The 26,181-nt window shown below is 72.7% G+C and carries 16 protein-coding genes; 1 reads left to right on the top strand and 15 read right to left on the bottom strand.

All coding sequences use genetic code 11. From position 1 onward, the window contains the following. The 11 genes from ACGFZA_RS38445 to ACGFZA_RS38495 all read right to left on the bottom strand — a co-directional run. Positions 1 to 9,828, bottom strand: a 9,828-nt coding sequence (locus ACGFZA_RS38445) for an SDR family NAD(P)-dependent oxidoreductase (RefSeq protein WP_393685345.1), incomplete at its 3' end; no start/stop codon positions are given. A gap of 82 nt (positions 9,829 to 9,910) precedes the next feature. Then, complete coding sequence (locus tag ACGFZA_RS38450; RefSeq protein WP_393685347.1) at positions 9,911 to 10,858, bottom strand: alpha/beta hydrolase; 948 nt, start codon at positions 10,856 to 10,858, stop codon at positions 9,911 to 9,913. A gap of 2 nt (positions 10,859 to 10,860) precedes the next feature. Further along, entirely contained in the window at positions 10,861 to 11,055 is a 195-nt protein-coding gene (locus ACGFZA_RS38455) for a ferredoxin (RefSeq protein ID WP_136326119.1), read from the bottom strand. Between the two features lie 20 nt (positions 11,056 to 11,075). Further along, positions 11,076 to 12,299, bottom strand: a complete 1,224-nt coding sequence (locus tag ACGFZA_RS38460) for a cytochrome P450 (RefSeq protein ID WP_393685350.1) — start codon at positions 12,297 to 12,299, stop codon at positions 11,076 to 11,078. After that, positions 12,296 to 13,522 carry an acyltransferase family protein gene (locus ACGFZA_RS38465; protein ID WP_393685352.1) on the bottom strand — a complete coding sequence of 409 codons (1,227 nt, stop codon included), beginning with the start codon at positions 13,520 to 13,522 and terminating at the stop codon, positions 12,296 to 12,298. The genes ACGFZA_RS38460 and ACGFZA_RS38465 overlap by 4 nt, the downstream gene beginning before the upstream one ends. 65 nt (positions 13,523 to 13,587) lie before the next feature. Continuing rightward, positions 13,588 to 15,267, bottom strand: a complete 1,680-nt coding sequence (locus ACGFZA_RS38470) for a dipeptide ABC transporter ATP-binding protein (protein WP_393685354.1) — start codon at positions 15,265 to 15,267, stop codon at positions 13,588 to 13,590. After that, complete coding sequence (locus ACGFZA_RS38475; RefSeq protein ID WP_393685356.1) at positions 15,264 to 16,136, bottom strand: ABC transporter permease; 873 nt, start codon at positions 16,134 to 16,136, stop codon at positions 15,264 to 15,266. Before ACGFZA_RS38475 ends, ACGFZA_RS38470 begins: the two co-directional genes overlap by 4 nt. Further along, positions 16,133 to 17,098, bottom strand: a complete 966-nt coding sequence (locus ACGFZA_RS38480) for an ABC transporter permease (RefSeq protein ID WP_385286839.1) — start codon at positions 17,096 to 17,098, stop codon at positions 16,133 to 16,135. Before ACGFZA_RS38480 ends, ACGFZA_RS38475 begins: the two co-directional genes overlap by 4 nt. Then, entirely contained in the window at positions 17,098 to 18,735 is a 1,638-nt protein-coding gene (locus ACGFZA_RS38485) for an ABC transporter substrate-binding protein (protein ID WP_393685359.1), read from the bottom strand. Before ACGFZA_RS38485 ends, ACGFZA_RS38480 begins: the two co-directional genes overlap by 1 nt. Before the next feature lie 60 nt (positions 18,736 to 18,795). Continuing rightward, positions 18,796 to 19,839 carry an LLM class flavin-dependent oxidoreductase gene (locus tag ACGFZA_RS38490; RefSeq protein ID WP_393685361.1) on the bottom strand — a complete coding sequence of 348 codons (1,044 nt, stop codon included), beginning with the start codon at positions 19,837 to 19,839 and terminating at the stop codon, positions 18,796 to 18,798. 116 nt (positions 19,840 to 19,955) lie between these two features. Next, positions 19,956 to 21,431, bottom strand: a complete 1,476-nt coding sequence (locus ACGFZA_RS38495) for a DHA2 family efflux MFS transporter permease subunit (protein WP_393685363.1) — start codon at positions 21,429 to 21,431, stop codon at positions 19,956 to 19,958. A 79-nt stretch (positions 21,432 to 21,510) separates the two neighbouring features. On the opposite strand from ACGFZA_RS38495, the gene ACGFZA_RS38500 reads away from it, so the two are divergent. After that, a complete protein-coding gene (locus ACGFZA_RS38500) occupies positions 21,511 to 22,194 on the top strand; it encodes a TetR/AcrR family transcriptional regulator (protein ID WP_393685365.1) in 684 nt (227 codons plus the stop codon). A 52-nt stretch (positions 22,195 to 22,246) separates the two neighbouring features. On the opposite strand, the gene ACGFZA_RS38505 is transcribed toward ACGFZA_RS38500, so the two are convergent. From ACGFZA_RS38505 to ACGFZA_RS38520, 4 genes are read right to left on the bottom strand one after another with little or no spacing between them, the layout of a single operon-like run. Further along, positions 22,247 to 23,332, bottom strand: a complete 1,086-nt coding sequence (locus tag ACGFZA_RS38505) for an alpha/beta fold hydrolase (protein WP_385286829.1) — start codon at positions 23,330 to 23,332, stop codon at positions 22,247 to 22,249. Then, a complete protein-coding gene (locus ACGFZA_RS38510) occupies positions 23,329 to 24,096 on the bottom strand; it encodes a 2-oxo acid dehydrogenase subunit E2 (protein WP_385286827.1) in 768 nt (255 codons plus the stop codon). Before ACGFZA_RS38510 ends, ACGFZA_RS38505 begins: the two co-directional genes overlap by 4 nt. Beyond that, a complete protein-coding gene (locus ACGFZA_RS38515) occupies positions 24,093 to 24,320 on the bottom strand; it encodes an acyl carrier protein (protein ID WP_385286825.1) in 228 nt (75 codons plus the stop codon). The genes ACGFZA_RS38510 and ACGFZA_RS38515 overlap by 4 nt, the downstream gene beginning before the upstream one ends. Continuing rightward, positions 24,304 to 26,178 carry an HAD-IIIC family phosphatase gene (locus ACGFZA_RS38520; RefSeq protein ID WP_393685368.1) on the bottom strand — a complete coding sequence of 625 codons (1,875 nt, stop codon included), beginning with the start codon at positions 26,176 to 26,178 and terminating at the stop codon, positions 24,304 to 24,306. The genes ACGFZA_RS38515 and ACGFZA_RS38520 overlap by 17 nt, the downstream gene beginning before the upstream one ends. Positions 26,179 to 26,181: the final 3 nt, after the last annotated feature.

Raw genomic sequence — 26,181 nt, forward strand, 5'->3', positions numbered from 1 at the left:
GTAGGCGATGCGGGGTGTGGGTGGGGCGGTGCCGCGGATGAGTGCGGGGTGTTCCTGGTCGGTGGCGAGTGCGGTGAGGGCGTCCAGGGCCTGGTCGCGGTCACCCGCCAGCACCACCCCACGGTGTTCCAGCGCGGCGCGTCCGACCGTCAGCGTGCGGCTGATCGCCGCGGCCGAGTCCGGCCGATCCCGTACGAAGGTGGCGAGCCGTGCGGCCTGGGTGCGCAGGGCGGCCGGGCTGTGCGCGGACAGCGGCCAGAGCACGGGCGTGCTGTCGTCGGATTCGGGAGCGCCCGTGACCGGCTGGGCGGTTGTCCCGGGTGCCTGTTCCAGGATGACGTGGGCGTTGGTCCCGCTGATTCCGAAGGACGACACGGCTGCCCGGCGCGGCCGGTCATGGTCCGGCCAGGCCGTCTCCCGCGTCAGCAGGCGCACCGCACCCGCCTCCCAGTCGATGTGCGGGGACGGGGCGTCCACGTGCAGGGTGCGGGGCAGTACGCCGTGGCGCATCGCCTCGACCATCTTGATGATGCCGCCCACCCCGGCCGCCGCCTGGGCGTGCCCGATGTTCGACTTCAGTGAGCCGAGGTGCAGCGGCTCGTCGCCCTGCCGTTCCTGACCGTAGGTCGCGAGGAGGGCCTGGGCCTCGATCGGGTCGCCGAGCCGGGTGCCCGTGCCGTGCGCCTCGACCGCGTCGACCTCGGAGGCCCGCAGTCCCGCGCCTGCCAGGGCCTGGCGGATGACGCGCTCCTGGGAGGGGCCGTTGGGTGCGGTGAGGCCGTTGCTGGCCCCGTCCTGGTTGACGGCGGAGCCCCGTACGACGGCAAGGACCTGATGGCCGTTGCGCCGGGCGTCCGAGAGCCGCTCCACGAGCAGCAGACCCACACCCTCCGACCAGCCCGTGCCGTCGGCCGAGGCGGAGAAGGACTTGCACCGGCCGTCGGGGGAGAGCCCGCGCTGCCGGCTGAACTCGACGAACGTGTCGGGACGCGCCATCACGGTCACACCGCCGGCGAGCGCCAGATCGCACTCGCCCTGCCGCAGGGACTGCGCCGCCAGATGCAGAGCCACCAGGGACGATGAGCAGGCGGTATCCACGGTGACCGCCGGGCCTTCCAGACCGAAGGTGTACGCGACACGACCCGAGATCACACTCGACGTGTTGCCCGTGAGGAGGTAGCCCTCCAGGTCCTGCGGGGCCTTGAGGAACCCCGACCCGTAGTCGTTGTACATGACCCCGGCGAAGACCCCGGTCCGGCTGCCCCGCACGGAGCCGGGGTCGATCCCGGCCCGCTCGAACGTCTCCCACGCCGTCTCCAGCAGCAGCCGCTGCTGAGGGTCGGCCGCGAGGGCCTCACGCGGGCTGATCCCGAAGAACTCGGCGTCGAACTCGCCCGCTCCGTAGAGGAATCCGCCTTCGCGGGCGTACGACGTACCGAGGTGCTCCGGGTCCGGGTCGTAGAGCCCTTCCAGGTCCCATCCCCGGTCGGTGGGGAAGCCTCCGACGGCGTCCCGTGCGGACGCGACGAGATCCCACAGATCGTCGGGCGACGCCACGCCGCCCGGGTAGCGGCAGGCCATGCCGACGATGACGACCGGGTCGTCCTGGTCGGTGGGCCGTGTGCTGGTGACGACGGCGCCGGAGGACGGAGCCGTGCCCCCGGGCAGCAGCGTCAGCACATGTGCGGCCAGCGAGCGGGGGGTGGGGTGGTCGAAGACGGCCGTGGTGGAGATCCTCAGGCCGGTGGCCGTGGCGAGCCGGTTGCGCAGATCGACACTTGCGAGCGAGTCGAAGCCCAGATCCCGGAAGGCGCGGGAGTCGTCCAGCGTCTCCGGCGTGGTGTGGCCGAGCACCGTGGCCACAGTCGTGCGGACCAACTCCGCCACCGTGTGCCGTCGTTCCTCCTCCGGCAGCCCGGCGACGCGCAGCGTCCACGACCCGGTCCCGGCGGCGTCGGCCGGCTCGGCCGAGGCGCGCGGACGCGGCGTGCGGACCAGACCGCGCAGCACGGAAGGCAGAGCACCCTGCTCCGCCCTCGCCCGCAGCGCGGCCGCGTCGGTCCGTACGAGGACCGGTGCCGGGTCCCCGCCGGTCAGGGCCGCGTCGAGCAGGGCCAGAGCGTCGTTGACGGAGAGAGGGGCGAGCCCCGACCGCCGCCAGCGGGCCAGCTCGGTGGCCCCGAGGCCGCCGCTCATCCCCTCGGGCTGGTCCCAGAGCCCCCAGGCGAGTGAGGTGGCGGGCAGGCCGAGGGCGTTCCGGTGCTGGGCGAGCGCGTCCAAGTAGGCATTGGCGGCGGCGTAGTTCGCCTGTCCGGCGTTGCCGGTGACCCCGACGATCGACGAGAACAGCACGAAGTCGTCCAGCTCGGCATCGGCCGTCAGCTCGTGCAGGTGTGCGGCCGCGTCGGCCTTCGCGCGGAGCACGGCGTCCAGCCGGTCCGGAGTGAGGCTGCCGATCGTCACGTCGTCGAGCACACCGGCCAGATGGAAGACGGCGCCCAAGGGGTGCGCGGAGGGGACCGAGGCGAGAGCTGCGGCCAGGTCCTCGCGCGAGGACGCGTCCCCGGCCGCGAACCGCACCTCGGCCCCGGCACCCGTGAGCTCCGCCGCGAACTCGGCCGCACCTGCGGCACGTTCACCGCTACGGCTCAGGAGCAGCAGCTGCCGGGCTCCGTACCGGGCCACGAGGTGCCGGGCGAGCAGCCGGCCCAGCCCACCGGTCCCGCCGGTGATCAGGACCGTGCGACGGCCGTAGTCGTGTCCGTCCGGCGCGGGCTCGACAGCGCGGCCCCGGACCACTCGGGGAGCGAACAGGTGAGCGTGACGCAGGGCGAGTTGCGGTTCTCCGTTCGACGCCTCCGCCAGGGCGGCGAGGTCCGGCTCGTTCCCGTCCACGTCCGCCAGGGCGAACCGGCCCGGGTGCTCCGCCTGCGCCGACCGGACAAGCCCCCAGACGGCGGCCGACCAGGGATCGGAGAGGGAATCGCCCACCGCGGCCGCCACCGCACCACGAGTGAGGAACAGGAGCCGCGCATCGGCGAAGCGGTCCTGGTCCAGCCACTCCCGTACCAGCTCCAGAGCGTGCGAGGCCGCACCGCGTCCCGGCGGAACGCTCACGGCGACGACGGCGGGCACGGGCGCGTCCGGCGCGAGGTCCCCGAGCGCGTCGACGTGCACGGCCCGCGTCCGGGCCGGGGCGTCGTGGGCGACGGGTGCCCAGTCGATGCGATGGAGGGCGGGGGCGGGGCCACCGGGCGTGCCCAGCGCCGACGCCTCGACCGGTAGCAGGGTGAGCGATGCGGCCGAGAGGACGGCGTGGCCGGCCAGGTCGGTGACCGTGAGCCGTTCCGACGACCAGCGGGCACGCACGGTGGTGGCGCCCGTGGCGAAGAGCTCGACGCCCGACCAGGCGAAGGGCACGGGCAGGCCGGCACCCTCCTGCGCCTCCCGCGCGACCAGCGGATGCAGGGCCGCGTCGAGCAGGGCCGGGTGGATCGGGAAATCCGCCGCCTGATCCAGCAGCTCGTCCGGAAGCGCGAGTTCGGCGACGAGGTCGTCGCCGTCGCTCCAGGCGGCCCGTACGGCGCGGAACGCGGGACCGTAGCCGTACCCCAGCCGGTCGAGCCGCGTGTAAAGGCTCTCGACGTCCAGGGCTTCGGCCCCGGCCGGTGGCCAGACGCCGTCCGCCGTGTCCGGCCGGGCGGTCGTGGCCGGAGCCAGGGTGCCCGTGGCGTGCCGGGTCCAGTCGCCCGCCGGGTCCGGGCGTGTGTGGATGCTCAGGGAACGCGCGCCGTCCGCGTCCGCCGGGCCGACGGCCAGCTGGAGGAGCAGGGCACCGGTCGCGGGGAGCGGAAGGGGTGCTTCCAGCGTCAGTTCCGCCACCTTCGGCGTGTCCACGGACTCCCCGACGGCCAGTGCGAGGTCCACGAAGGCGGTTCCGGGCAGCAGCGCGCGACCGAGGATCTCGTGGTCCGCGAGCCAGGGGTGGGCGTCCTGCGACAGCTGACCGGTGAACACCGACCCGCCCCGTTCCGCCAGTTCACCCGACGCGCCCAGGAAGGGGTGATGCGTGGCGACGAGCCCCAGCGACTCCGGACCGGCCGTGGCACGACTCGCCACCCGCCAGTAGTGGGTGGGTTGGAAGGGGTAGGTGGGGAGGTTGGTGTGTGGGGTGGTGGGGGTGGGTGGGTTGGTGGGGGTTCCTTGTGCGTGGGTGGTGGCGAGGGCGGTTTGGTAGGTGTGGTTTTCGTTGTGGTTTTTGCGGAGGAGGGGGGTGGTGTGGGGTGTGTGGGTGGTGAGGGTGGCGTCGGGTCCGAGTTCGAGGTAGGTGGTGATGTGGTGGTGGGTGAGGGTGGTGATGTTGTCGTGGTGGCGGACGGTGTTGCGTATTTGGTTGGTCCAGTGTTGGGGGGTGGTGGGGTCGCCTTGGGTGATGAGGGGGGTGTGGGGTTGGTGGTAGGTGAGGGTTTGGGCTGTTTGGTGGAATTGGTTGAGGATGGGGTCCATGTGGTGGGAGTGGAAGGCGTGGCTGACGGTGAGGGGGTGGGTGCGGTGGCCGTGTTGTTTGAGGGTGTGGGTGGTGTGGTGGATGGCGTCGGTGTCGCCTGAGATGACGAGGGAGGTGGGGCTGTTGATGGCGGCGAGGGCGACGTGGTTGTTGAGGTAGGGCTGTATTTGTTCTTCGGTTGCTTCGATGGCGGTCATGGCTCCGCCGGGTGGTGCGGATTGCATGAGGTGGGCGCGGGTGGTGATGAGGAGTGCTGCGTCGGGGAGGGTGAGGATGCCGGCGAGGTGGGCGGCGGTGAGTTCGCCGATGGAGTGGCCGGTGAGGTAGTGGGGGGTGATGCCGTGGTGTGCGAGGAGGTGGTGGAGGGCTGTTTCGAGGGCGAAGAGGGCGGGTTGTGTGTAGCGGGTCTGGTTGAGGAGTGCTGCTTTGGGGGTGTCTTGGGGGGCGAACATGATGTCGCGCAGGGGGTGTTCGAGGTGGGGGTCGAGTGCGTCGATGGTGTTGTCGAGTGCGGTGGCGAATGCGGGGTGGGTGGTGTAGAGGGTGTGTCCCATGCGGGGGTGTTGGCTGCCCTGGCCGGTGAGGAGGTAGGCGATGCGGGGTGTGGGTGGGGCGGTGCCGCGGATGAGTGCGGGGTGTTCCTGGTCGGTGGCGAGTGCGGTGAGGGCGTCCAGGGCCTGGTCCCGGTCACCCGCCAGCACCACCCCACGATGCTCAAGTCCTGCCCGGCCCCGGTACAACGTCGACGCGACCTGGGCGAGATCGGTCTCCGGGTGTTCCACGACGTACGCACGCAGCCGCTCGGCCTGCTCTCGCAGTGAGCCGGTGTGCTGTGCGGAGAGCGGCCACAACACGGGCTCGGTGCCGCCGGATTCGGACGGGTGCGGGTCCGGATCGGTATTCCCCGGTGCCTGTTCCAGGATGACGTGGGCGTTGGTCCCGCTGATCCCGAAGGACGACACGGCTGCCCGGCGCGGCCGGTCGTGCTCCGGCCACGGTGTGTCCTCGGTCAGCAGGCGCACCGCACCCGCCTCCCAGTCGATGTGCGGGGACGGGGCGTCGACATGCAGGGTGCGGGGCAGCACGCCGTGGCGCATCGCCTCGACCATCTTGATGATGCCGCCCACCCCGGCCGCCGCCTGGGCATGTCCGATGTTCGACTTCAACGAACCCAGGAGCAGCGGCTGTTCGGCGGGGCGGTCCTGTCCGTACGTGGCCAGCAGCGCATCGGCCTCGATCGGGTCGCCGAGCCGGGTACCCGTCCCGTGCGCCTCCATCGCGTCCACCTCGGAGGCGGCCAGGCGGGCATGGGCCAGGGCCTGGCGGATGACGCGCTCCTGGGAGGGGCCGTTGGGTGCGGTGAGGCCGTTGCTGGCCCCGTCCTGGTTGACGGCGGAGCCCCGCACGACGGCAAGCACCTGATGACCGTTGCGCCGGGCGTCCGAGAGCCGCTCCACGAGCAGCAGACCCACACCCTCCGACCACGCGGTGCCGTCGGCCCCCGCGGCGAAGGCCTTGCAGCGCGCGTCCGACGCGAGGCCACGCTGCCGGCTGAACTCCAGGAACATTCCCGGTGTCGGCATCACGGTCACACCGCCGGCGAGCGCCAGATCGCACTCGCCCTGCCGCAGGGACTGCGCCGCCAGATGCAGAGCCACCAGGGACGACGAGCAGGCGGTGTCCACGGTGACCGCCGGGCCTTCCAGACCGAAGGTGTACGCGACACGACCCGAGGCGACACTTGCCGTGCTGCCGGTGAGCAGATAGCCGTCAAGACCCTCCGCCGGTTCGTCCAGACGGGGCCCGTAGTCCTGGGCGGTGGCGCCGACGAACACGCCGGACGCGGTGCCGCGCAGACTGTCGGGTGCGATGCCGGCCCGCTCGAAGGCCTCCCAGGCCGTGGTGAGCAGCAGCCGCTGCTGGGGGTCCATCGCCGCCGCCTCGCGCGGACTGATTCCGAAGAGCGCGGCGTCGAACTCGCCCGCCCCGTAAAGGAAACCGCCCTCCCGCACGTAGGAGGTGCCGGGCCGGTCGGGGTCCGGATCGTAGAGCCCCTCCAGGTCCCAGCCCCGGTCCGTGGGGAACGGGCCGATGGCGTCCGTCCCCCCGGCGACCAGCTTCCACAGGTCCTCGGGCGAGGCCACCCCGCCCGGGTAGCGGCACGCCATGCCCACGATGGCGATCGGTTCGTCGACCTGGGAAACAGTGCCCGTGCGCGAGACCGGCCGGCCGGCCGTCGTACGCGCCGAGGTCCCGTCGAGGCGTTCGCGCAGCAGCCGGACGACGGCCTCCGGCGTCGGGTGGTTGTAGACCAGGGCCGACGGCAGCGAGAGTCCGGTCGAGGTCTGGAGCCGGTCGCGCAGTTCCACCCCGGCCAGCGAGTCGAAACCGAGGTCCTTGAACGCATGGCCCGGATCGACCGCCTCGCCCGTCACATGACCCAGCACGAGGGCGACCTGCGTCCGGACCAGATCCAGCAGGTCCGTGTCCGGGGCCGCAGCGGCGGTCGCCTCGGGGTTCGCCGCGGGGGCAGGGCCGCCCGGCGGCGCCTCGGGTGCCGCGACCGGGCCGTCCAGCCAGTGGCGGTCCCGCTGGAACGCGTAGGTCGGCAGCGGGGCGGTCGTGCCGCCCCATCCCGCGAGCGCGTCCGCCCAGTCCACCCGGGCGCCGCGCACCTGGGCCCCGGCGAGTGCGGCCGTCAGGGTCTCCGCTTCGGGCCGGCCGCGCCGCAGGACCGGCAGCAGCGCGGACTCACCGTCAGCCGGCGTCTGGCGTGCCAGGGCGGTGAGGACGGCGTCCGGGCCCAGTTCGACGAAGACACGCACTCCGTCGTCCCGCAGCGTGCGCAGCCCGTCGTGGAAGCGGACGGCTTCTCGGATGTGCCGGGTCCAGTAGTCGGGTGAGGCGAGTTCCTCGGCGGTCGCGTACGCACCCGTGACGTTCGAGACGACCGGGATGTCCGGCGCACGGAACTCCAGCTCCCCGGCGATCCGCCGGAACGCGTCCAGGACCGGGTCCATCAGCGGCGAGTGGAACGCGTGACTGACCGTCAACTGCCGCGTGCGGCGCCCCTGGGAGGCGAAGGCTTCCTTGATCCTCAGGACCTCGGGCTCGTCGCCCGAGACCACCACCGCGCGCGGGCCGTTGACGGCGGCGATCGACACCCGGTCGGTCAGGAGCGGGGCCACCTCCTGCTCGGTCGCCTCCACGGCGGCCATCGCACCGCCCGCCGGAAGCTCCTGCATCAGCCGGCCCCGGGCCGCCACCAGACGCGCCGCGTCGTCCAGCGAGAGCACACCGGACACATGGGCCGCCGTCAGCTCGCCGATCGAATGCCCGGCCAGCCGGTCCGGCCGCAGGCCCAGGTGTGCCACCAGCCGGAAGAGAGCCGTCTCGACAGCGAAGAGCGCGGGCTGGGTGAAACGCGTCTCGTCGAGCAGCGCGGCTTCCGGCGAATCCTCCGCCGCGAGGACGATCTCCTTGAGCGGGCGGTCCAGGTGCGGGGCGAAGGCCGCGCAGACGTCGTCGAACGCCTCGGCGAACTCCCCGTACGTGGAATACAGTTCGCGCCCCATCCCGGCGCGCTGGCTGCCCTGGCCGGTGAAGAGGAACGCGGTGAGGGCAGGCGCGTCCGCCCGGCCGCGTACGAGCGCGGGGTCGTCCCGGCCCTCGGCCAGGGCCTCGACGGCACGCAGCAGGCCGTCCGGGTCGGCCGCCACGGCGACGGCCCGCTCGGCGAAGAGCGTGCGGGTGGTGGCGAGGGAGTAGGCCGTGTCGAGGGGCGAGCCGGCGGGGCCGGCGGCCGTCAGACGGTCGAGGAGCCGAGCGGCCTGTCCGCGCAGGGCTCGGCCGTCGCGGGCGCTGAGCAGCCACGGGACGGGCCTCGGCGCATCGATGACCGACGCGCCCCCTGCCTTCCTGGAAGAGGCTCCGGAGCCCGCGTCCGTGCCTGCGGCTTTCCGGCCAGCAGTTCCGGCGCCCTCGTGAGCGCCCCTGGCCTCTGTCTCCGCGAAGGGGCCCGCCGCGTCCGCACCCCCGGCCTCCGTCTCCGCGAAACGGCCCGCCGCGTCCGCCACCACCACATGGCAGTTGGTCCCGCCCATGCCGAAGGAGCTGACCCCCGCGACGAGCGGCAGCTCCTCGCTCGGCCAGGGACCCTCCTCGGTCCGGACCCGCAGGCCCAGGTCCGCCAGCGGGATCGCCGGGTTGGGTACGTCGAAGTTGAGGCTGGCCGGGATCCGGCGCCGCGCCACGGACAGTGCCGTCTTCAGCAGCCCCACCAGACCGGCCGCGCCCTCCAGATGCCCGACGTTCGTCTTCGCCGAGCCCACCTGGAGCGGCGCGTCCGCCGGCCGGCCTGTACCGAGCGCCGCGCCGAGCGCGGCGGCCTCCACGGGATCGCCCACGGGCGTGCCCGTGCCGTGCAGTTCGACGTACTGGACCTCGCCCGCCGTGACACCCGCGCGGGCGTACGCCTCGCGCAGCACCGCTTCCTGCGCCCCCCGGTCCGGGACGGTGAGCCCGTCGGAGGCGCCGTCGTTGTTGACCGCGCTGCCCAGGATGACGCAGTGCACCCGGTCGCCGTCGGCCCGTGCCCGGTCCAGCGGCTTGAGCACCACGGCGACGCCTCCCTCGCCGCGCACGTAGCCGTTGGCCCGTGCGTCGAAGGTGAAGCAGCGGCCGTCCGGCGAAAGCGCCCCGAACGTCGCGCTGTCCGCGCTGCTGCCGGGGGAGAGGATCAGGTTCGCACCGCCGACCACGGCGAGGTCGGACTCACCGCTGCGCAGGCTCTCGCAGGCGAGATGGACCGCGACCAGCGACGAGGACTGGGCCGCGTCCACGGTCAGACTCGGACCGGTGAGGCCGAGCACGTACGACAGCCGGTTGGCGAGGATGCCCCGGTGCAGCCCCGTCACGGAGTAACGGTCCGCGTCCGTCTCACCCCTGCGGTGGTGGAGCGCCGCGTAGTCGTCCCAGATGGCGCTGGCGAAGACGGCGGTCCGGCTCCCGGCGAGCACCCCCGGGACGATCCCGGCCTCCTCCAGTGCCTCCCAGCCCAGCTCCAGGAGCAGCCGTTGCTGGGGGTCCATGGCCGCCGCCTCGCGGGGCGGGATGCCGAAGAAGCCGGCGTCGAACCGGTCCACCTCGTCGAGGAAGGCGCCGCGGGCGGGGACCCCGGCGGCCAGGCGGCCCGCGGGTGCCCGGCCGACGGCGTCCTCCCCGCGACTGAGCAACTGCCAGAAGGCGGCGGGATCGGGTGCCCCGGGGAGGCGGCAGGCGAGACCGATGACGGCGATAGGTGCGGAGTGGGCGCTACGCATGATCTGTGACGTACTCCCTCGTCGAGAACGACCCGGCGAGGCCCACCTTCCCCAGCCGCGCTAACGGCGGCCTTTGCGCGTTCTAAATCGCCCCGGAGCCGTCCGGGCCCGCCCGTTCCGCCGCGTTCCCCGGCCCGGCCGTGTGCAGCCCGCGCCGCAGTGCCGTCAGGTGCTCCAGCGCGACGCGGTGCTGATCGTCCGGGTCCGGTGCGTCCGACCACCCGCCGAACGCGTGGTACGCCCCCGGGAAGTTGTGCAGCTCCACCGGCACGCCGGCCTGCGCCAGGCGGAGCCCGTACAGCAGCCCCTCGTCGCGCAGCGGGTCGAGACCCGCGGTCGAGATGTACGCCGGGGGCAGCCCGCCCAGGTCCCCGGCCCGCGCGGGGGAGGCGTACGCGGGAGTGCCGCCCCGGTCCGCGCCCAGATAGAGCTCCCAGCTCTCCTGGGCCAGCCGGCGGTTCCAGATCGGCGTGTCCACGTACGCGGTCATCGAGCCCGTCTCCAGCCGGTCGTCCAGCACCGGCGTGCTCAGGTGCTGGAAGACCAGCCCGGGCCCGCCCCGGTCGCGTGCGAGCAGGGCGAGACCGGCGGCGAGACAGCCCCCGGAGCTGGCCCCGGCCACCGCGAGCCGTGCCGGGTCCGCCCCGATCTCCGTCGCGTTCCCCGCGGTCCATTCCAGTGCGGCCCAGCAGTCGTCGAGCCCGGCGGGAAACGGGTCCTCCGGCGCCAGCCGGTAGGCCACGGCCACGACCACCGCCGAGGCGAACGACGCCGCCTGCGCCGCCGAGTGGTGCACCGAGTCCACATTGCCGAGGACGAAGCCCCCGCCATGGATCCACAGCACCGCGGGCAGCGCGGACCCCGCCCCGGCCGGGCGGTACACCCGGACCCGGACCTCCGGGGATCCGGGCAGCCCCGGAATCCCGTGTTCGGTCACCTCGACCCCCGGCAGGGCGGGGAGTTCACGCAGCGGCCGCGGACCCGCCCGATGGTCCGCGACCGCGTCGGCCAGCCGTCCCGTCACGGGCATGCTCAGGCCTCCAGGGCGATGGCCTGCGAGGGGCAGAGCGCCACGGTGTCCCGCAGCCTCGCCTCCTCGGCCGCGCCGTCCACCCGGTCCTCCAGGACGAGGACCGTGCCCTCGTCCGACTGGTCGAAGCGGTCGGGGGCGGACAGGACGCACTGACCCGCGCCTAGACACCGCTGTGTATCTGCCTTGATGTGCATGGCTTCCGGTTCCCTTCTGATCACCATGTGACGGGCAGGCGCCAGATGCCCTGGACACCGCCCGGTTCCTTGACCGGCAGCTGCCCGGAGGGTTCGGCGAGGCGCAGCCCCGGCAGCCGGCGGAAGAGTGTGGACAGCGCGATCTCCATCTCGGCACGGGCCAGGTTCTGGCCGATGCACTGGTGCACGCCGTGCCCGAAGGAGATGTGGTGGCGTGCGCCGCGTCCGACGTCGAAGGCGTCGGCGGTGGGGAAGGCCCCGTCGTCCCGGTTGGCCGACGAGATCACGACGATCACGCCGTCGCCCGCCCGGACCCGGTGCCCGCCGAGCTCCGTGTCGACCGTCGCGAACCGGGCGACGCCGTCGGCGATGGCCATGTACCGCAGCAGCTCCTCCACCGCGCCCGGCAGCAGCGACTCGTCGGCGCGCAGGGCCGCGAGCTGCTCCGGGTTCTCCAGCAGGGTGAGGACGCCGAGCGCGATGGCGCTCGCCGTGGTCTCGTGCCCGGCCACCAGGAGCAGCAGGGCGATGTCGACCAGATCGCGGCGGGTGAGTGCTCCGGCGGACAGTTGCTCGGCGATCAGGGTGTCGAGCAGCCCGTCACCCGGCTCCTCCTCCTTGCGCCGGATCAGCCCGTCGAGGTACGAGGCGAGCTGGGCGAAGGCGTCGGCGCTGTCCTCCAGAGTCGTCGTCCCGGTGACCACCCGCCGGGACTGCTGCTCGAAGAACCCGTGGTCGGCGTACGGCACACCGAGGAGCTCGCAGATCACCACCGACGGCACGGGCAGCGCGAAGTCCGGGACCAGATCGGCGACCGGGCCCTTGGCCTCGATCGCGTCGATCAGTTCGTCGACCAGCCGCTGGATGCCGGGACGCAGCGCCTGCACCTTGCGGACGGTGAAGTTGGTGAGCAGCATGCGCCGCTGCACGGTGTGTTCCGGCGGGTCCATGCCGATGAAGTTGCGCACTTTGCGCGCCGACTCGAAGCGCGGTGCGGTGGCCGGGTAGTGCGGATGGACCCGGTCCGAGGAGTAGGTGGCCGCGTCGAGCAGGACCTGACGGGCCTCCGCGTGCCCGCTCACCGCCCAGACCCGGCGCCCGTTGTACAGCTCGACCAGGGACACCGGCCCCTGTTCGCGGTAGGTGCCGTAGCCCGCGGGCGGCTGGAAGGGGCAGCCGCGCGCCTGCGGGTACGCGGGCAGCTCCCGGCCCTCCGTCGACGGAGCGGTACTGATCTCGGTCATTCTCCGGCCTCCAGGACAGTGAGTGGGGCGACGGCGGGAGCGGGCGCGGCCGGTGGAGCCGCCTCGGACGTCGCCGGATTCTTCGCGCGCGGAGCACTGAACCGCCGTACGGCGGGGGCCTCGACCCAGGTGAACAGGGCGTGGGCCAGGGCGAGGGCGGCCAGCAGGGCGGCGAGCAGCAGAGCGGCGGCCGCGGCACCGGACAGGTCCTTGCCGGCGACGAGCCACTTGTGGCCGTACGTCACCACCAGCCCGTGCACCATGTAGAACGCGAACGAGAGCTCGCCGAGCCGCACCAGCACGCGCCCCCTGAAGGGCGAAGCGGTCTGCCGGACATCGGCCTGCGCGGCGGCGACGACCAGCGGGGTGAGCCACAGGGCGCCGGTTCCGGCGACACCGTACAGATACGGCACCGACGCGTTCAGGACGTACCCGCCGACGGCGATCGCGGCGGCCGGCAGCAGCCGGACGCGCGGAATCGCACCGGTCAGCACCAGCCGGGCGGCGATCATGCCCAGCACGAACTCGACGGCCCGGACCGGCGGGAAGAAGTACACGGACCAGATCTGCTCGAAGGACAGCGAACCGTCGGCGATGAAGGGCAGCGGGGCGCCGGACACGGCCCACCCGCTGACGGCCGGCACCAGCACGGTGAGCGCGGCGAGCACGCCCGCGACCGTCCACAGCCGGCGCGCCGTCAGCCGCTCCAGGACGGGCAGCAGGAACGGGAAGGCGAGATAGAAGAACAGCTCGCACGACAGCGACCAGCTGACGGCGTTCATCGTGTTCGGCACCTGGATCTCGGGTATCCACGCCTGCACGAGGAAGAGGTTGGCCAGCACACCCTTGGTGGTGAACACCTCGGACGCGGCCGCCATCAGAACGGCGGCTGCCACGAAGGTGATCAGGTGGTTGGGGAAGATCTTCACCAGCCGGCGCCGCCAGACGCGGGGCGCGCCCTCCGCGGGCCGCGCCGACCAGGTCAGGACGAAGCCGCTGAGGACGAAGAAGAACGTCACCCCGTAGAAGCCGGCGTTGGCGAACGTGTCGCCCAGGGTGTTGCCCACCCCGCCTGCGAAGAACCGGGTCTGGAAGGTGGTGTGGAACGCGAAGACCAGCAGGGCCGCCAGGAAGCGCATCCCGGTGAGGGACGGCAGTCTGGCGGCCCGCGGCAGATCCGGGACGGGGGGTGGCGGGGTGGACGGTGCTGGGGAGCCTGGCATGGCTGATGACCTCCGACTTGTCCGAAACTGGCCCGCCGAGGCTCGCAGTCACGTGTTGGCCGGTTCTAAAGCCGCTCTTGTGCGGTACGCGCACGCCGCGGCACCGCCTCCAGCAAGGCCCGGGTGTACGGATGCGCGGGCTTCGCGAACACCTCCTCCACCGGTCCGGACTCCACGATCCGGCCGTCCTTCATCACCAGCACCCGTGCGCAGACCTCCCGGACGACCGCGAGGTCGTGCGAGATGAAGAGCGCCGCCAGGCCCAAGTCCTGCTGCAACTGCCGCAGCAGGTCGAGCACTTGGGCCTGCACCGACACGTCGAGCGCCGAGACCGGCTCGTCGCACACCAGGAGCCGGGGCGAGGGAGCCAGGGCGCGCGCGATGGCCACCCGCTGGCGCTGCCCGCCGGACAGGGCCGACGGCCGGCGCTCCAGGTGCTGCGCGGACAGACCGACCTGCTCCAGCAGCCGTACGGTGCGGGCCCGGCGCTCCGCACGTCCGACGCCGGACGTGGCGAGGGCCTCGCCCACGATCCGGGCCACGTTCCAGCGCGGGTCGAAGGCGCTGAGCGGGTCCTGCGGCACGAGTTGCAGGGTGTGCCGAGCCGGCCGGCGATCCCGCTCGCGCAGGGTGCTCCACGGGGTTCCGGCCAGCCGCACCGTGCCGCTGTCCGGGGTCACCAGGCCGAGGACCATGCGGGCCAGCGTGGACTTGCCGGAGCCGGACTCGCCGACCAGGCCGAGCGTCTCGCCCGGCCGCAGCTCGAAGGACACGTCGTCGACCGCCGTCCGCCGACCGCCGCGCGCCCCCTTGAACACCTTCGTGGCGCCGGAGACATCGAGGAGGGGTTCGGTGTCAGCCGTCTCCGCCGCCGCGTGGGCGGCCCGGGACCTGCTGCCCGGGATCGCTGCCAACAGCGCCTTGGTGTAGGGGTGTTCGGGCGATTCCAGTACGCGGGCGACCGGGCCCGATTCCACGATCCGGCCGTCCTTCATCACGGCGACCTCATCGGCCAGCGCCTCGACGACGGCCAGGTCGTGACTGATCAGGAGGAGCCCGGTGCCGTCCCGCTTCAGTTCGCCGAGGAGTGCCAGGATCCGTGACTGCACCGAGGCGTCGAGCGCGGTCGTCGGTTCGTCGGCGATCAGGACAGCCGGCTCGGCCGCGATCGCCGAGGCGATCAGGGCCCGCTGCCGCAGCCCGCCCGACAGCTGGTGGACGTGGGCCCGCGCCCGTTCCGCCGGTTCGGGCACGCCGACCCGCTCCAGCAGGGCGAGGACGCGCGCACCGGCCTCCTTGCGCGGGACGATCCCGTGCGTCAGCAGTGGTTCGGCGATCTCCTTGCCGACGGGCCGCAACGGGTCCAGGGCGACGAGCGCGTCCTGGGCGACCAGACCGACGCGCCGGCCCCGTACCGCACGCCACTGGCGCGGGCCGAACTCCCGGGCCTCCCGGCCCGTGACGCGCAGCCGGTCCGCCGTCACCTCGGCGGTCGGTCCGGCGAGCCCCAGCAGACTGCGGGCGAGTGCGCTCTTGCCGGAACCCGACTCTCCGACGACGGCCAGGCACCGCCCCGCGGAGAGGGAGAACGACGCGTCGCGCACCGCGTGCACCCGGCCGGGGCCGGTGCCGAACCATACGTTCAGCCCGGCGACGTCGAGCAGCGGCGGGGCCTCCGGGACGGGCGGACCCGCGGGTGCCTCCGTGGGGCCCGGGGCCGTACCCCGGGGTGATGCGGTGGTCATGAGGCGGCCCGCCCTTCGGCTCGTGCCTGTGCGTGGCGGCCCACGACGGTGACCGCGAGAACCGTGCCGACCAGCAGCAGGCCCGGGAAGAGCGCGATCCACCAGGCCTGGTCGAGGAAGCCCTGGCCCTCCGTGAGCATCGCGCCCCATTCAGGGGTCGGCGGCTGGGCGCCGAGCCCCAGATAACTCAGTGCCGCTCCCGTCGAGATGGAGGCCCCGAGCGTGACGGTCGCCAGCACCAGGAGCGGTCCCAGCGTGTTGGGCAGCACATGGCGCAGCACGATCAGCGGGCGCGGCACGCCCAGCGCCACTGCGGACTCCACATAGCCGGAGCGCCTGACGACCAGCGCCTGGGCGCGCACCACCCGGGCGAAGCCGGGCGCGGTGCCCACCGCGACGGCGATCGTGGTGCCCAGCACCCCCTTGCCCGCGATGAGGACCACCATCAGGGCGAGCAGCAGCCCCGGCAGTGCCAGCAGCGCGTCGGCGGCGCGCATCAGCACCGCGTCGCCGAACCGGCCGGACAGCGCGGCGGCCAGCCCCCACACCACGGCGAGCCCGACTCCGGCGCCCGTCGCCGCCGCCCCGATGGCCAGCGAGTAGCGGGTGCCGTGCACCACCCGGGTGAACACGTCACGGCCCAGCTGATCCGTGCCGAACCAGTGCGCGCCTCCCGGCGGTTGGAGCGCGTGCACCGGATCGGTGTCGGTCGGGCTGCCGCCCGCCAGCAGCGAGGGCGCGAGCGCGGCCAGCAGGATCAGCCCCAGCAGCACGGCGGCGGCGAGCACCCCCGGCCGTACCCGGCCCCTGCGGGCCCTTCGGGCCGCCGCGACCGGTGCCCCGGCCCGTACCACCTGTTCCGCGCTCATGCGGCCGCCACCCCCGTCCCCTTGCGCAGCCGCGGATCCACGACCGCGTACAACGCCTCGACCAACGCGCCCACCAGTACGAACACCACGGCCGACAGCGCCACCACGCCCTGCACCACCGGAAGGTCACGGTCGCTCACTGCCTGCAGGGTGATCCGTCCGATGCCCGAGCGCGCGAACACGTTCTCCACGACCACGGCCCCGCCGAGCAGGGTTCCGGTGAACCAGCCGGTGAGGGTGAGCGCCGGCAGCGCGGCATGGCGCAGCGCGTGGCGCGAGCGCACGGTGTGCTCGGCGAGCCCCCGCGACCGCGCGGTGAGGGTGAACGGCTGCTCCAGTGCGCCGAGCAGCCCCTCCCGCATCACCTGGGTGAGCACCGCCGCGATCGGCAGCGCCAGCGTGATCACCGGAAGGACCAGCGAGCGGGCGTCGCCGCTGTCGGACACCGGCAGCCATCCCAGACGGAAGGAGAAGACCGTCAGCAGCATGATGCCGAGCCAGAACGACGGCGTGGACACCACGATCAGCTCCACCGCCGTCGACAGCCGCCGCGGCCACCGGGAGCGCCCGGAGGTCAGCACGGTCACGGCGGCGGCCAGCACCACCGCCACCAGCGAGGACCACAGGGCGAGTTGGGCGGTCGGCCCGATCTGGTCGGCGAGCAGCGAGGAGACCGACTGCTGCAACTGGTAGGAGTCGCCCAGCTCGCCCGAGACCAGATGCTTCAGATACGAGCCGTACTGGACGACGAGCGGCCGGTCGAGGCCGTAGTGGTGGCGTATCTCCTCGCGCTGCTCCGCCCCGACCAGGGCGTTCGCACCGACGATGGCACTGACAGGGTCGCCGGGGATCAGCTGCAGCGCCAGGAAGGCGCAGGTGGCGGCCCCCCAGACAACGAGGACGGCCGCCCCGACCCGGGCCGTGACGGCCCGGATCGCGGCGGGTATGTGCGGTGCCGTCATCAGCCGGCCTCGACCCAGGCACCGTAGAACTCGGGCCACGCCGACAGGGAGAGCCGCAGCCCGTGCACCTTCTTGTTCACGCCGACCGATGCCTTCTGGACATAGGCGGGAACCACCGCTGCCTGGTCGACCGTCCACTTCTGCACCTGCGCGTAGTAGTCCGCACGCTGCTCCGGGGCCGTGGCGCCCTGTGCCTTCTTCAGCCAGGTGTCGACCTGCGGGTCGGCGACCCGGGCGAAGTTGTGCCCGCCGCCGGCGGACGACTCGGTGGAGAGGAAGAAACTGCTGAGGATGTCGCCGTCGCCGCGCGCCCAGGACGTCTCGACCACGTCGTAGCGGCCCTCGTCCAACTGGGCGGAGACCGCGGTGGCGTCGGTGGAAGCGGCGAGGTTCAGATAGATGCCCGCCTTCTTCAGGTCGCCCTGCACCGCCTGGGAGAACACCGAGGCCGTGCCGTAGACCGGGGCGACCACGGTGAGCCGCTTGCCGTTCTTCGTCCGGTAGCCCTCGGAGTCGCGGCCCGTCCAGCCCGCCTGGTCCAGCAGCCGGCCGGCGAGCGCCCGGTCGTAGGGCCAGCTCTTCTCGAGACCGGAGTCGTAGCTGTGCGGAGTGGCGGGGGACAGGGTGCTCCAGGCCCGGGTGCCGGTGCCCTGGAACACCGACTTCACCAGGGCGTCCAGGTCGATGGACCGCTGGAACGCCCTGCGCACCCGGACATCCGAGAACAGCGGGCTCGTGGTGTTCAGGTAGAACGTGTCGACCGCGCCCGGGACGTCCTTGCCGACGACGTCCAGCCGCGTGTTCCTGCGTACGGCCGCGATCTGGTTGGCCGGGACGGCCGCCGCCGCGTCGACCTGACCGGAGGACAGCGCCCCGACCCGGGTGGCGTCCTCGGTGATGAAGCGGACCGTGAAGGAGTCCAGACGCGCGGGCCCGCTGTGACCGGCGTCCTTCGGCGCCCACGCGTAGGCGGCGTTCCTCGTGTAGCCGCGCTTCTGGCCCCGGGTGTAGGCGCCCGCCCTGAACGGGCCGGACCCGACGGAGTCCGTACCCGCGCAGAGCTTGTCGGCCCCCGCCTTCAGCGACGCGGGCGAGGCTATCCCCAGATAGGTGGTGCTCGCCGCCTGGAGGAACGGCGCGTACGGCCGGCTGAAGCGGACCTCGACCTCGTACTTCCCCTTCACGGTCGTGCCGGAGTAGGGACCGAGCAGCCCGGCCGCGTACTGCGACTGGGTCGCCTTGGCGGTGATGTGGTCGAAGTTGGCCTTCACCGCCGCCGCGTCCAGGTGCTTTCCGTCGTGGAAGGTGACGTCGTCGCGCAGGTCGAAGGTGTACGTCCGGCCCCCCTCCGAGGTCTTCCACGCCTTCGCCAGCCACGGCTCCAGCTCGCCGTCCGGAGTCTGGTAGACGAGCGAGTCGAAGACCGGCCGCTGGACGAAGGCGGTCACGTCCTGCGCGCTGGTGTGCGGGTCCCAGCAGTCCGGTTCCTGCTGCGCCGCATAGGTGAGGCTGCCGCCGTTCCGGGGCTTCGCGTGCGCGGCGGGGGCGGTGCCGCCGTCGGAGCTGCAGGCGGCGGTGGCGGCGAGCAGCAGGACGGACAGCAGAGCGGCTCTTCGAGGTGTACGGCGCGGGTGCATATGGGGACTCCGGGACAGGAAACGAGGTGAGGGGGGCCGGACGAACTGTCGCGAGTGCGTCTAAAGCCGGGCTGAAACGCCCTCGGGGGAGCCGGGACGGACCTCCCGGGCCGCCTGCGCCAGCAGCTCGAACGAACGCAGCCGCTCCTCCTGGTCCGGGACGACGGTCAGCGCCATCAGCTCGTCGGCCCCGGTGCGCTCCACCAGTTCGGCCAGCTTGTCGCGCACGGTGTCCGGTGCGCCGATCAGCTGGCGCTCCGCCAGTTCCTCCAGGAACTGCAGCTCCGCCTCCGCGTACGCGTATCCGGCTGCCGTCCGCGCGGACGGGAACGCGTCGAAGCGTCGCACCGTACGCATCTTTATCTTGCCGAGCAGATAGGGCGCGGCGACCTCGCGGGCGGCCCGGTCCGTGTCGGCGACGGTGGTCAGCGCGGAGATCAGCGTGCGCGGCCGGTCCAGATGGGGCGAGGGCCGGAAGGCCTCGCGATAGCGGTCCAGGGCGTAGGCCGTGGCGTGCGGGTTGATCTGGTGGGCGAAGGCGTACGGCAGCCCGAGCGATCCGGCGAGTTCGGCGCTGGCCGGGCTGGAGCCGAGCAGCCACAGGTCCGGCCTGCCGTCGGCGGCGGGCACGGCGGTGATCGGAGAGCTGGGGTCGCCGGGCGCGAAGTAGCCGTTCAGCTCGCTGACCTGGCGGAAGAAGTCGTCCTCGCCCCGCTCGGGAGCCCGGCGCAGGGCGCGGGCGGTGTGCGGGTCGGTGCCTGGGGCTCGGCCGAGCCCCAGGTCGACGCGGCCGGGGTGCAGTGCCTCCAGCGTGCCGAACTGCTCGGCTACCACCAGCGGCGCGTGGTTGGGCAGCAGGACGCCACCGGAGCCGACGCGCAGGGTGGTCGTGGCGGCGGCCAGGCGTCCGGCGAGAATGGCGGGCGCCGAGGTGGCGAGGCTCGGAGTGCTGTGGTGCTCGGCCACCCAGTAGCGCAGGTAACCGAGTTCCTCGACGCGCGGAGCCAGGGCGACGGTGTCGCGCAGCGCCTGGGTCGCGGAGCCGCCCTCGAAGACGGGCACCACGTCGAGCACGGACAGGGGGATGCCGAGGGGTCGGCTCATGGAGACCTCCGGAAGGAGCGCGCCGCCGGACGGGGGTCCGGCGGCGCGGGCTGGACGGACATGCGTATGCGGGAGGCGCGATGAAGGGCCGGGTGCCCCGTGCGGGGGCGCCCGGCTCAGGCGTGGTCGGTGACCGGCTCCGACTCGGCCGGCGTACCGGCGGGGGCGTTCGCGTCGGCGGCCGGCTCCGCCTTCGGCCTGCCTGGCAGCAGCAGGCCCGCGGCGAAGACCACGACGGCGGCGGCGACCGGCCACCAGAAGGCGTTGCCGAAGGAGTCGGCGGTGGGCGCCGCGTGGGAGCCGCCGCCCTGGAGGATCAGAGCCACCACCGCGATGCCCAGCGAGGCCCCGATCTGGTTGAGGATGAACACCGCACCGGTGGCGCCGGCGACCGCCTCGCCCGGCACCGTCTTGTAGACCGAGCCCATGGTGGGCGCGCCCACCAGGCCCATGCCGAATCCGGCGGCGAACTGGGCGGCGGTCAGCGCGATCTGCGAGGTGCCGGAGTCGGAGCCGGTGAAGACCAGGGCGCCGAGACCGATGAGCAGCGCGCCGGTGGGCACCAGCCTGCGAGCGCCGACCTTGTCCGCGAGGTTGCCGGCGATCGGCATGCCGATCAGGGTGCCCAGGCCCAGCGGGGCGAGCAGCAGGCCGGATTCCAGGACGCTGTGGCCGTGCACCTGCTGGTAGTACAGCGGCAGCAGGAACAGGAGCGAGAAGAGACCGCCGCCGAGCAGGAACATGGTGGTCACGCTGGCGCTGAAGCCCTTGTTCCCGAACAGCCGCAGATCGAGCAGGGGTGTGGCGGTGGTGCGCAGGGCGTGCACGGCGTACGCGGAGAACAGGACCACACCGACGGCCAGCCCGACGATCACCTTGGTGCTGCCGAAGCCGTCGCCGCCGGCCTGGGACAGCGCGTAGACGAGCGCGGCGAAGCCGGGGGAGAGCAGCGCGACACCCAGGGCGTCGAAGGGCACCGGGTCACCACTGGGCGGCGGGTCGGCGGGCAGCACCCGGATCGCCAGCACGATCGCGGCGAGCGCGAAGGGGATGTTGACCAGGAACATCCACTCCCAGGAGAAGTTGTCCAGCAGCAGCCCGCCGATGATGGGCCCGACCACCGGGCCGAGCGTGATCGGTACGGAGACCAGGCCCATGACCCGGCCGATCCGGGCGGGCCCGGCGGCGCCCGCGACCACGGTCATCATGATCGGGTCGACCATGCCGCCGCCGAAGCCCTGGACGATGCGGAAGGCGATCAGGCTCTCCGCGTCCCAGGCGAAGGCGCAGAGCGTCGAGCCGATCAGGAAGACCGTAAGGCCCAGCAGCCACATGCGTTTGGCGCCGAACCGGACCACGGCCCAGCCGGCCAGCGGAATCGCCAGGGCGACCGCGAGCAGATAGCCGGTGGTCACCCATTCGATGGTGGCGAGCGTCGCGTGGAACTCGCCGCCCAGCGTGCTGATCCCGACGTTGACGATCGTCGCGTCCAGGTAGGACATCATCCCGCCGAGCACCATGACGCCGACGAGTGTGAGCAGAGCGGCATCGAGCCGGGCAGGCCCGCTTCCCGCCGCCTTTGTTTCAGACACGGCAACTCCTTTTAACCACCCTACCCAGAAAATTTTACTGGGTAGTTAAATTCTGTGGCTGGCACGGTAGCATGGCCGTATGAGCGTTGGCGAGAACGAACAGACGGCCGGTGGCCCGGTGGACCGAGGGCGGCTGGACAAGCGCCGGGCGATCGTGGAGGCCGCCCTGCGGGTCTTCGCGCAGGTCGGATACGCACAGGCGAGCCTGGACGTGATCGCCGCCGAGGCCGGTGTGTCCAAGCCGACGATCTACAACCACCTGGGATCGAAGGAGAAGCTGTTCCGGTACGTGATGACGGAGACCGCCGCCCGGTCCAACGCCAAGACCCTCGACGTCCTCACCGCCTTCCCGACCGACCCGGACCAGTTGCGCCCGGGCCTGGAGGGCCTCGCCACCAAGCTCGTCGACTGCTACTGCGACGAGCAGTCCGAGTCAGTGCGCCGGCTGCTGTACGCGGAGGCCGTGCGCTTTCCGGACCTCTTCGACGCGGTGCGGGCCAGCGGGCCCAACCAGTTCACCGAGGCGCTCGCGGGCCGGCTCGCCCGCCTCGCGAACGCCGGGCACCTGCGGGTCGAGGATCCGGTCAGGGCGGCCAACCAGTTCATCGCGCTGGTCTACGAGGAACTGCCCGGGATGAGCGCGCTGGGCACCCGGCCCCTCGACCCGGCCGACGTCGCGAAGGTCGTCACCGCCGGTGTCGACACCTTCCTGCGCGCTTTCGGTACGGAACCGGCCGCGGGCCCCCGCCCGGCCGGCGGCTGAGCCGCCCGGGCGTCGCGCGGACGTCGAGCGGCGCCGTCGAGGGCCCCCGTGGTCACGCCCGGTCCCCCCGGCCGTACCGCAGCCGGGCGAACTCCCTGGTCAGTGCCACCCGTTGGTCGCCGAACCCACCGCGCATCCGCAGCACCGACAGCAGTGTCCACAGCCGGGTCTGCGCGAAGTGCGACGGCGACCCGTGCACATCGTCGTGCTCCAGCAGCCGCACCCCGTGCACCCGCTCCCGCAGCAGCCGGGCATCACCCGGCGGAATGATCTCGTCCCGCAGGCTCGTCACATGCGCCACCGGAATCCGCAGCGCCGCCAGTTCGCCGGGCGAGAGCGCCCACTGCCGGATCAGCCCGTAGACCTCGTCGGGCTTCGACCGGGTGAGATGGGCCAGCGTGTCGGTGGTGACCCGGGGCACCGTCCGCTGCCACCCCGTGTCGGTGAAGAAGTCGTGCAGCGGCGCCCCCGCCCCCACGACCCCGCTGATCCGTGAGTCGTGCAGGGCCGCCCGCAGCGCCAGATGCCCGCTGAAGCTGAGCGCCAGCGCGAACGTACGGGAGGTGTCGGCGCGGTCCCCGACCGCGTCCAGCACGGCGGAGAACATCTGCCAGCTGTCGGCCCCGTACAGCAGGGAGTTCTCGCCCACGCCCGGCATCTCCGTGACCACCCCGGCGAAGCCCAGCGCCCCGAGCTGGAGCAGCACGGGCGCCCACTGCTCCTTGACGGAGACGATGCCCCCGGTCATCACCAGCAGCGGTCTGGGCTCCGAGGCGTCCAGCCCCGCCGTCCAGCAGCGGATCCGGCCGCCGGCGAGTTCGACGTCCAGGCGCTGCACGGCCGGGAAGTCCGACCGCCAGGTGTCGAAGGACGCGGTGCACCGCTCCAGCGCCTCCTGCCGCGCCGAACCGTCCACGAAGGGGAACCGGGCCATGTTGTAGTGCACACAGGCGTCCAGCGGCTTCCCCTCGGCCTCCAGCCGGGCACCCTCGGCGCTCCACTCGTGCACCCAGGACCCCGGGGCGCCGTTCTCGTCGTCGCCGATCCGGGCGAGCAGCGGATCGTAGTGCTCGGGCGGCAGCCCTTGTGAACGGGTGTGGGCGACGACGAAGTTCTTCAGTTCCGCGATGTCGTTCATACGCTCTCCAGCGCCTCCTTGACCTCGGTCAGTACGTCCGCCGCCTCGGCCCCGTCGATCACCCGGTGGTCGAAGGCGAGACTCAGCCGCAGCACCGGTGCCACCACGATCCGGCCCTCCCGCACGACCGCGCGGTCCAGCACCCTGCCGACGCCGAAGGTGGTCGTGGTACCGCCCACCGAGTGGAAGGAGTCGACCGCGCGGTGACCCAGCGAGGTGACCGCGAACGTGCCGTTGAGATGGGGCCGCAGGGCGAGCGAGTCCGCCGCGCCGCGGAAGATCCGGCGGCCCTCCGCCCAGGACGCCCGGTGCAGTCTGCGTACCCCGTCGAATTCGGGCAGCTTCTCCGGATCACCATCCCTGACCCGGGCCAGATGCTCCTGGATGGCGGGCAGTTCGGCCTCGTGGACGTCGGGCACGATCGTGCCGAGCACCACCCGGCGCCCCTCCAGGGTGCGGTCCAGGGCGACCTTGCCGTTGACGAACGGATAGTGCGCGATCCGCGGATGCCGGGGCCCGCCGCGCACCGCCGCGTTGGCGTCCGGATGCTGGGCCAGTACCCGGCCGGCGGCCCGCAGCACATACGTGGTGGTCGCATAGCGCACCCCCTCGCTCTCCAGCGCCGACGCGCGATGGGCGAGCACCCCGCTCATGTCGACCTCGGTGTCGAGGAACACGGGCGAGAAGTCGCGGATCACCTCCAGGAAGAACAGCGTGTGCCTGCGCTGGCGGGGGAGCGGCGCACCGGATTCAGGGGCGGTCACGGCGCGACCGCCAGCAGGTACACGTCCTTCAGGCTGGACGCCTCCAGAACGTCGGCCAGCGGCAGCGAACGTCCCGTCTCGCGCTCCAGGACCGTGCACAGCGTCAGCAGGTGCACCGAGTCCCAGGACTCCACGGTGTCCAGCCCGCGCCCCAGGTCCTCGGCGGCGACGGACAGGGCGAGTTCGTCCCGCAGCAGAGTGACGAAATCATCGACGGTCTTCACGGGAGGTCCCTTCGAAACGCGCGGTCAGACGGATGTGATCGACGGCTGCGGCGGCCGGCCGGGACGCGAGCCGGAAGTCGGCCGAGTCCGCGTCCTCGCGGACCGTCTCGAACCCGGCCCGGGGATAGAAGTCCGCGACCTTGCCGTTGCGGGCGGTGCGCGCATACGCGGCCCGCACCTCGGTGGCGCCGTCGTCGAAGGCGTGCTCCAGCACGGCCCCGAGCACGGCCTGTTCGATGCCGCGCGAGAAGACCCGGCAGCTCAGCAGGAAGTTCTCGATGAGCAGCACCCCCGCCTCGCGCCGCAGCAGCACCACGCCGACCAGGCCGTTGTCCCCGAACCGGTCGGCGGACTCGATCGCGAGCACCCGCGCCGCCGGGTCCTCGTGCAACGCCTGCACCTCGGCGGGCTGCAGGCGGCGCGTGGTGAGGTTGAACTGATTGGTACGCAGTGTGAGCTGGGAGACCCGGTCGAGCCGGGCCGTGTCCACGGGCGCGAGCGTCACGGAGATGTCCAGCTCCCGCAGATAGCCGTCGAGGGAGTCGAAGGTGTGCAGGAAGTCCTGCCGGGCCCGCTCCTCGCGGTAGCGTGCCGGGCGGGCCCGGTCCTCCGAGGTGAGGGCCCGCACGTCGAACCACCCGTCCCGCAGCAGCCGTTCGGCATGGAGGGCGGGCTCCCGGCCCACCTGTAGCACCGAGACGCCGGGCAGCTCGCGGCGGACGAGGCCGCACTCGAAGGAGCTGTCGTCGACGAAGACGAAGCTGTCCGTGCCCAGATTCAGGTCGGCCGCGAGCTCGGCGAGATTCTCGTGTTTGGGACGCCAGTTGGCCCGCACCTGCACGAAATCCTCCTCACGCAGCGTGAGTTCGGGGTGTTCGCGCAGAGTCTTCAGAACCGGTTCCCGGTCGTTCTTGCTGACGGCGGCCAGCAGTACCCCCTGGGAGCCCAGTTGCTTCGCCACCGCCTGGAAGCGCCGGAACGCCTCCCCGCGATAGCTTCCCGCGACCTCGATCCCCTCGGGTCCCGCCTCACCGAGCACACCGCCCCACACGGTGTCGTCCAGGTCCAGGGCGAGCACCTTCTTCGCTCCGCCCGCCGACTGCCGCGCCAGATGGCCGACCTCGCGGGCGTATCCGGCCAGCAGCCCGTCGGACAGATGCGCCTTGGCGTACACGCTCTGCCGTACGTCGTGGGCGGCGACCCCCTCCGCGAGCAGCGGGTCGAGATCCACGGTGACCACCTCGGGCCGGGCCTCCATCAGGCGCAGCAGACGGGCGTTGGCCTCCCGCCATACGGCCCCGAACCGGGCCCGCGAGCCGAGGTCGACGAGTTGCGCGGTCAGCGAGCGGGGCAGCGGAAGCGTGTTGAGGACCAGCGTGGCACCCCGGGCCGTCGCGGCGAAAACCTCGACGGCTCGTTCGACCAGCGCCGTCTTCCCGGCCAGGACCCTCTCCACGTCCTCCACCCGCCAGGGCAGCGGCAGTTCGTCGGCCACGAGCGCCGGGTCGAGGACGCAGAGCACCAGAGAGGGGGCGGCCGCGTAGAGACCGCTGCCCGGATCCGCGAGGTCGAAGACCCAGCTGTCGAAGTCGGAGAGCCGCACCCGCGCCAGCAGCCCGTGCCGGGCCAGCTCTCCGGTGAGCGCCGGCACCAGGGCGGACAGCGTGCCGTGCCCGGTCACCGCGATCAGCGGCGCGGGCGTGCCGGGGTGCGCGGCCAGCACCTTGCCGGGATCCAGCCGGGCCAGGGCCCTGCCCGCCCGGACGAGCGCGTCCCCTTCCAGGCCGGCCACCAGCCCTCGCACGGCGGGGTAGTCCTCGGCCGTGATCTCCCGCAGGTCCGCGGTGGTCCCGGTCACGGT

The organism is Streptomyces sp. NPDC048211, from assembly GCF_043202315.1.
GTDB lineage: Bacteria > Actinomycetota > Actinomycetes > Streptomycetales > Streptomycetaceae > Streptomyces.

Coding starts and splice junctions, on each gene's coding strand:
- ACGFZA_RS38465 (WP_393685352.1), bottom strand. CDS start 13,522: ATGCCAGGCTCCCCAGCACCGTCCACCCCGCCACCCCCCGTCCCGGAT.
- ACGFZA_RS38475 (WP_393685356.1), bottom strand. CDS start 16,136: ATGAGCGCGGAACAGGTGGTACGGGCCGGGGCACCGGTCGCGGCGGCC.
- ACGFZA_RS38480 (WP_385286839.1), bottom strand. CDS start 17,098: ATGACGGCACCGCACATACCCGCCGCGATCCGGGCCGTCACGGCCCGG.
- ACGFZA_RS38455 (WP_136326119.1), bottom strand. CDS start 11,055: ATGCACATCAAGGCAGATACACAGCGGTGTCTAGGCGCGGGTCAGTGC.
- ACGFZA_RS38490 (WP_393685361.1), bottom strand. CDS start 19,839: ATGAGCCGACCCCTCGGCATCCCCCTGTCCGTGCTCGACGTGGTGCCC.
- ACGFZA_RS38470 (WP_393685354.1), bottom strand. CDS start 15,267: ATGACCACCGCATCACCCCGGGGTACGGCCCCGGGCCCCACGGAGGCA.
- ACGFZA_RS38500 (WP_393685365.1), top strand. CDS start 21,511: ATGAGCGTTGGCGAGAACGAACAGACGGCCGGTGGCCCGGTGGACCGA.
- ACGFZA_RS38505 (WP_385286829.1), bottom strand. CDS start 23,332: ATGAACGACATCGCGGAACTGAAGAACTTCGTCGTCGCCCACACCCGT.
- ACGFZA_RS38485 (WP_393685359.1), bottom strand. CDS start 18,735: ATGCACCCGCGCCGTACACCTCGAAGAGCCGCTCTGCTGTCCGTCCTG.
- ACGFZA_RS38450 (WP_393685347.1), bottom strand. CDS start 10,858: ATGCCCGTGACGGGACGGCTGGCCGACGCGGTCGCGGACCATCGGGCG.
- ACGFZA_RS38460 (WP_393685350.1), bottom strand. CDS start 12,299: ATGACCGAGATCAGTACCGCTCCGTCGACGGAGGGCCGGGAGCTGCCC.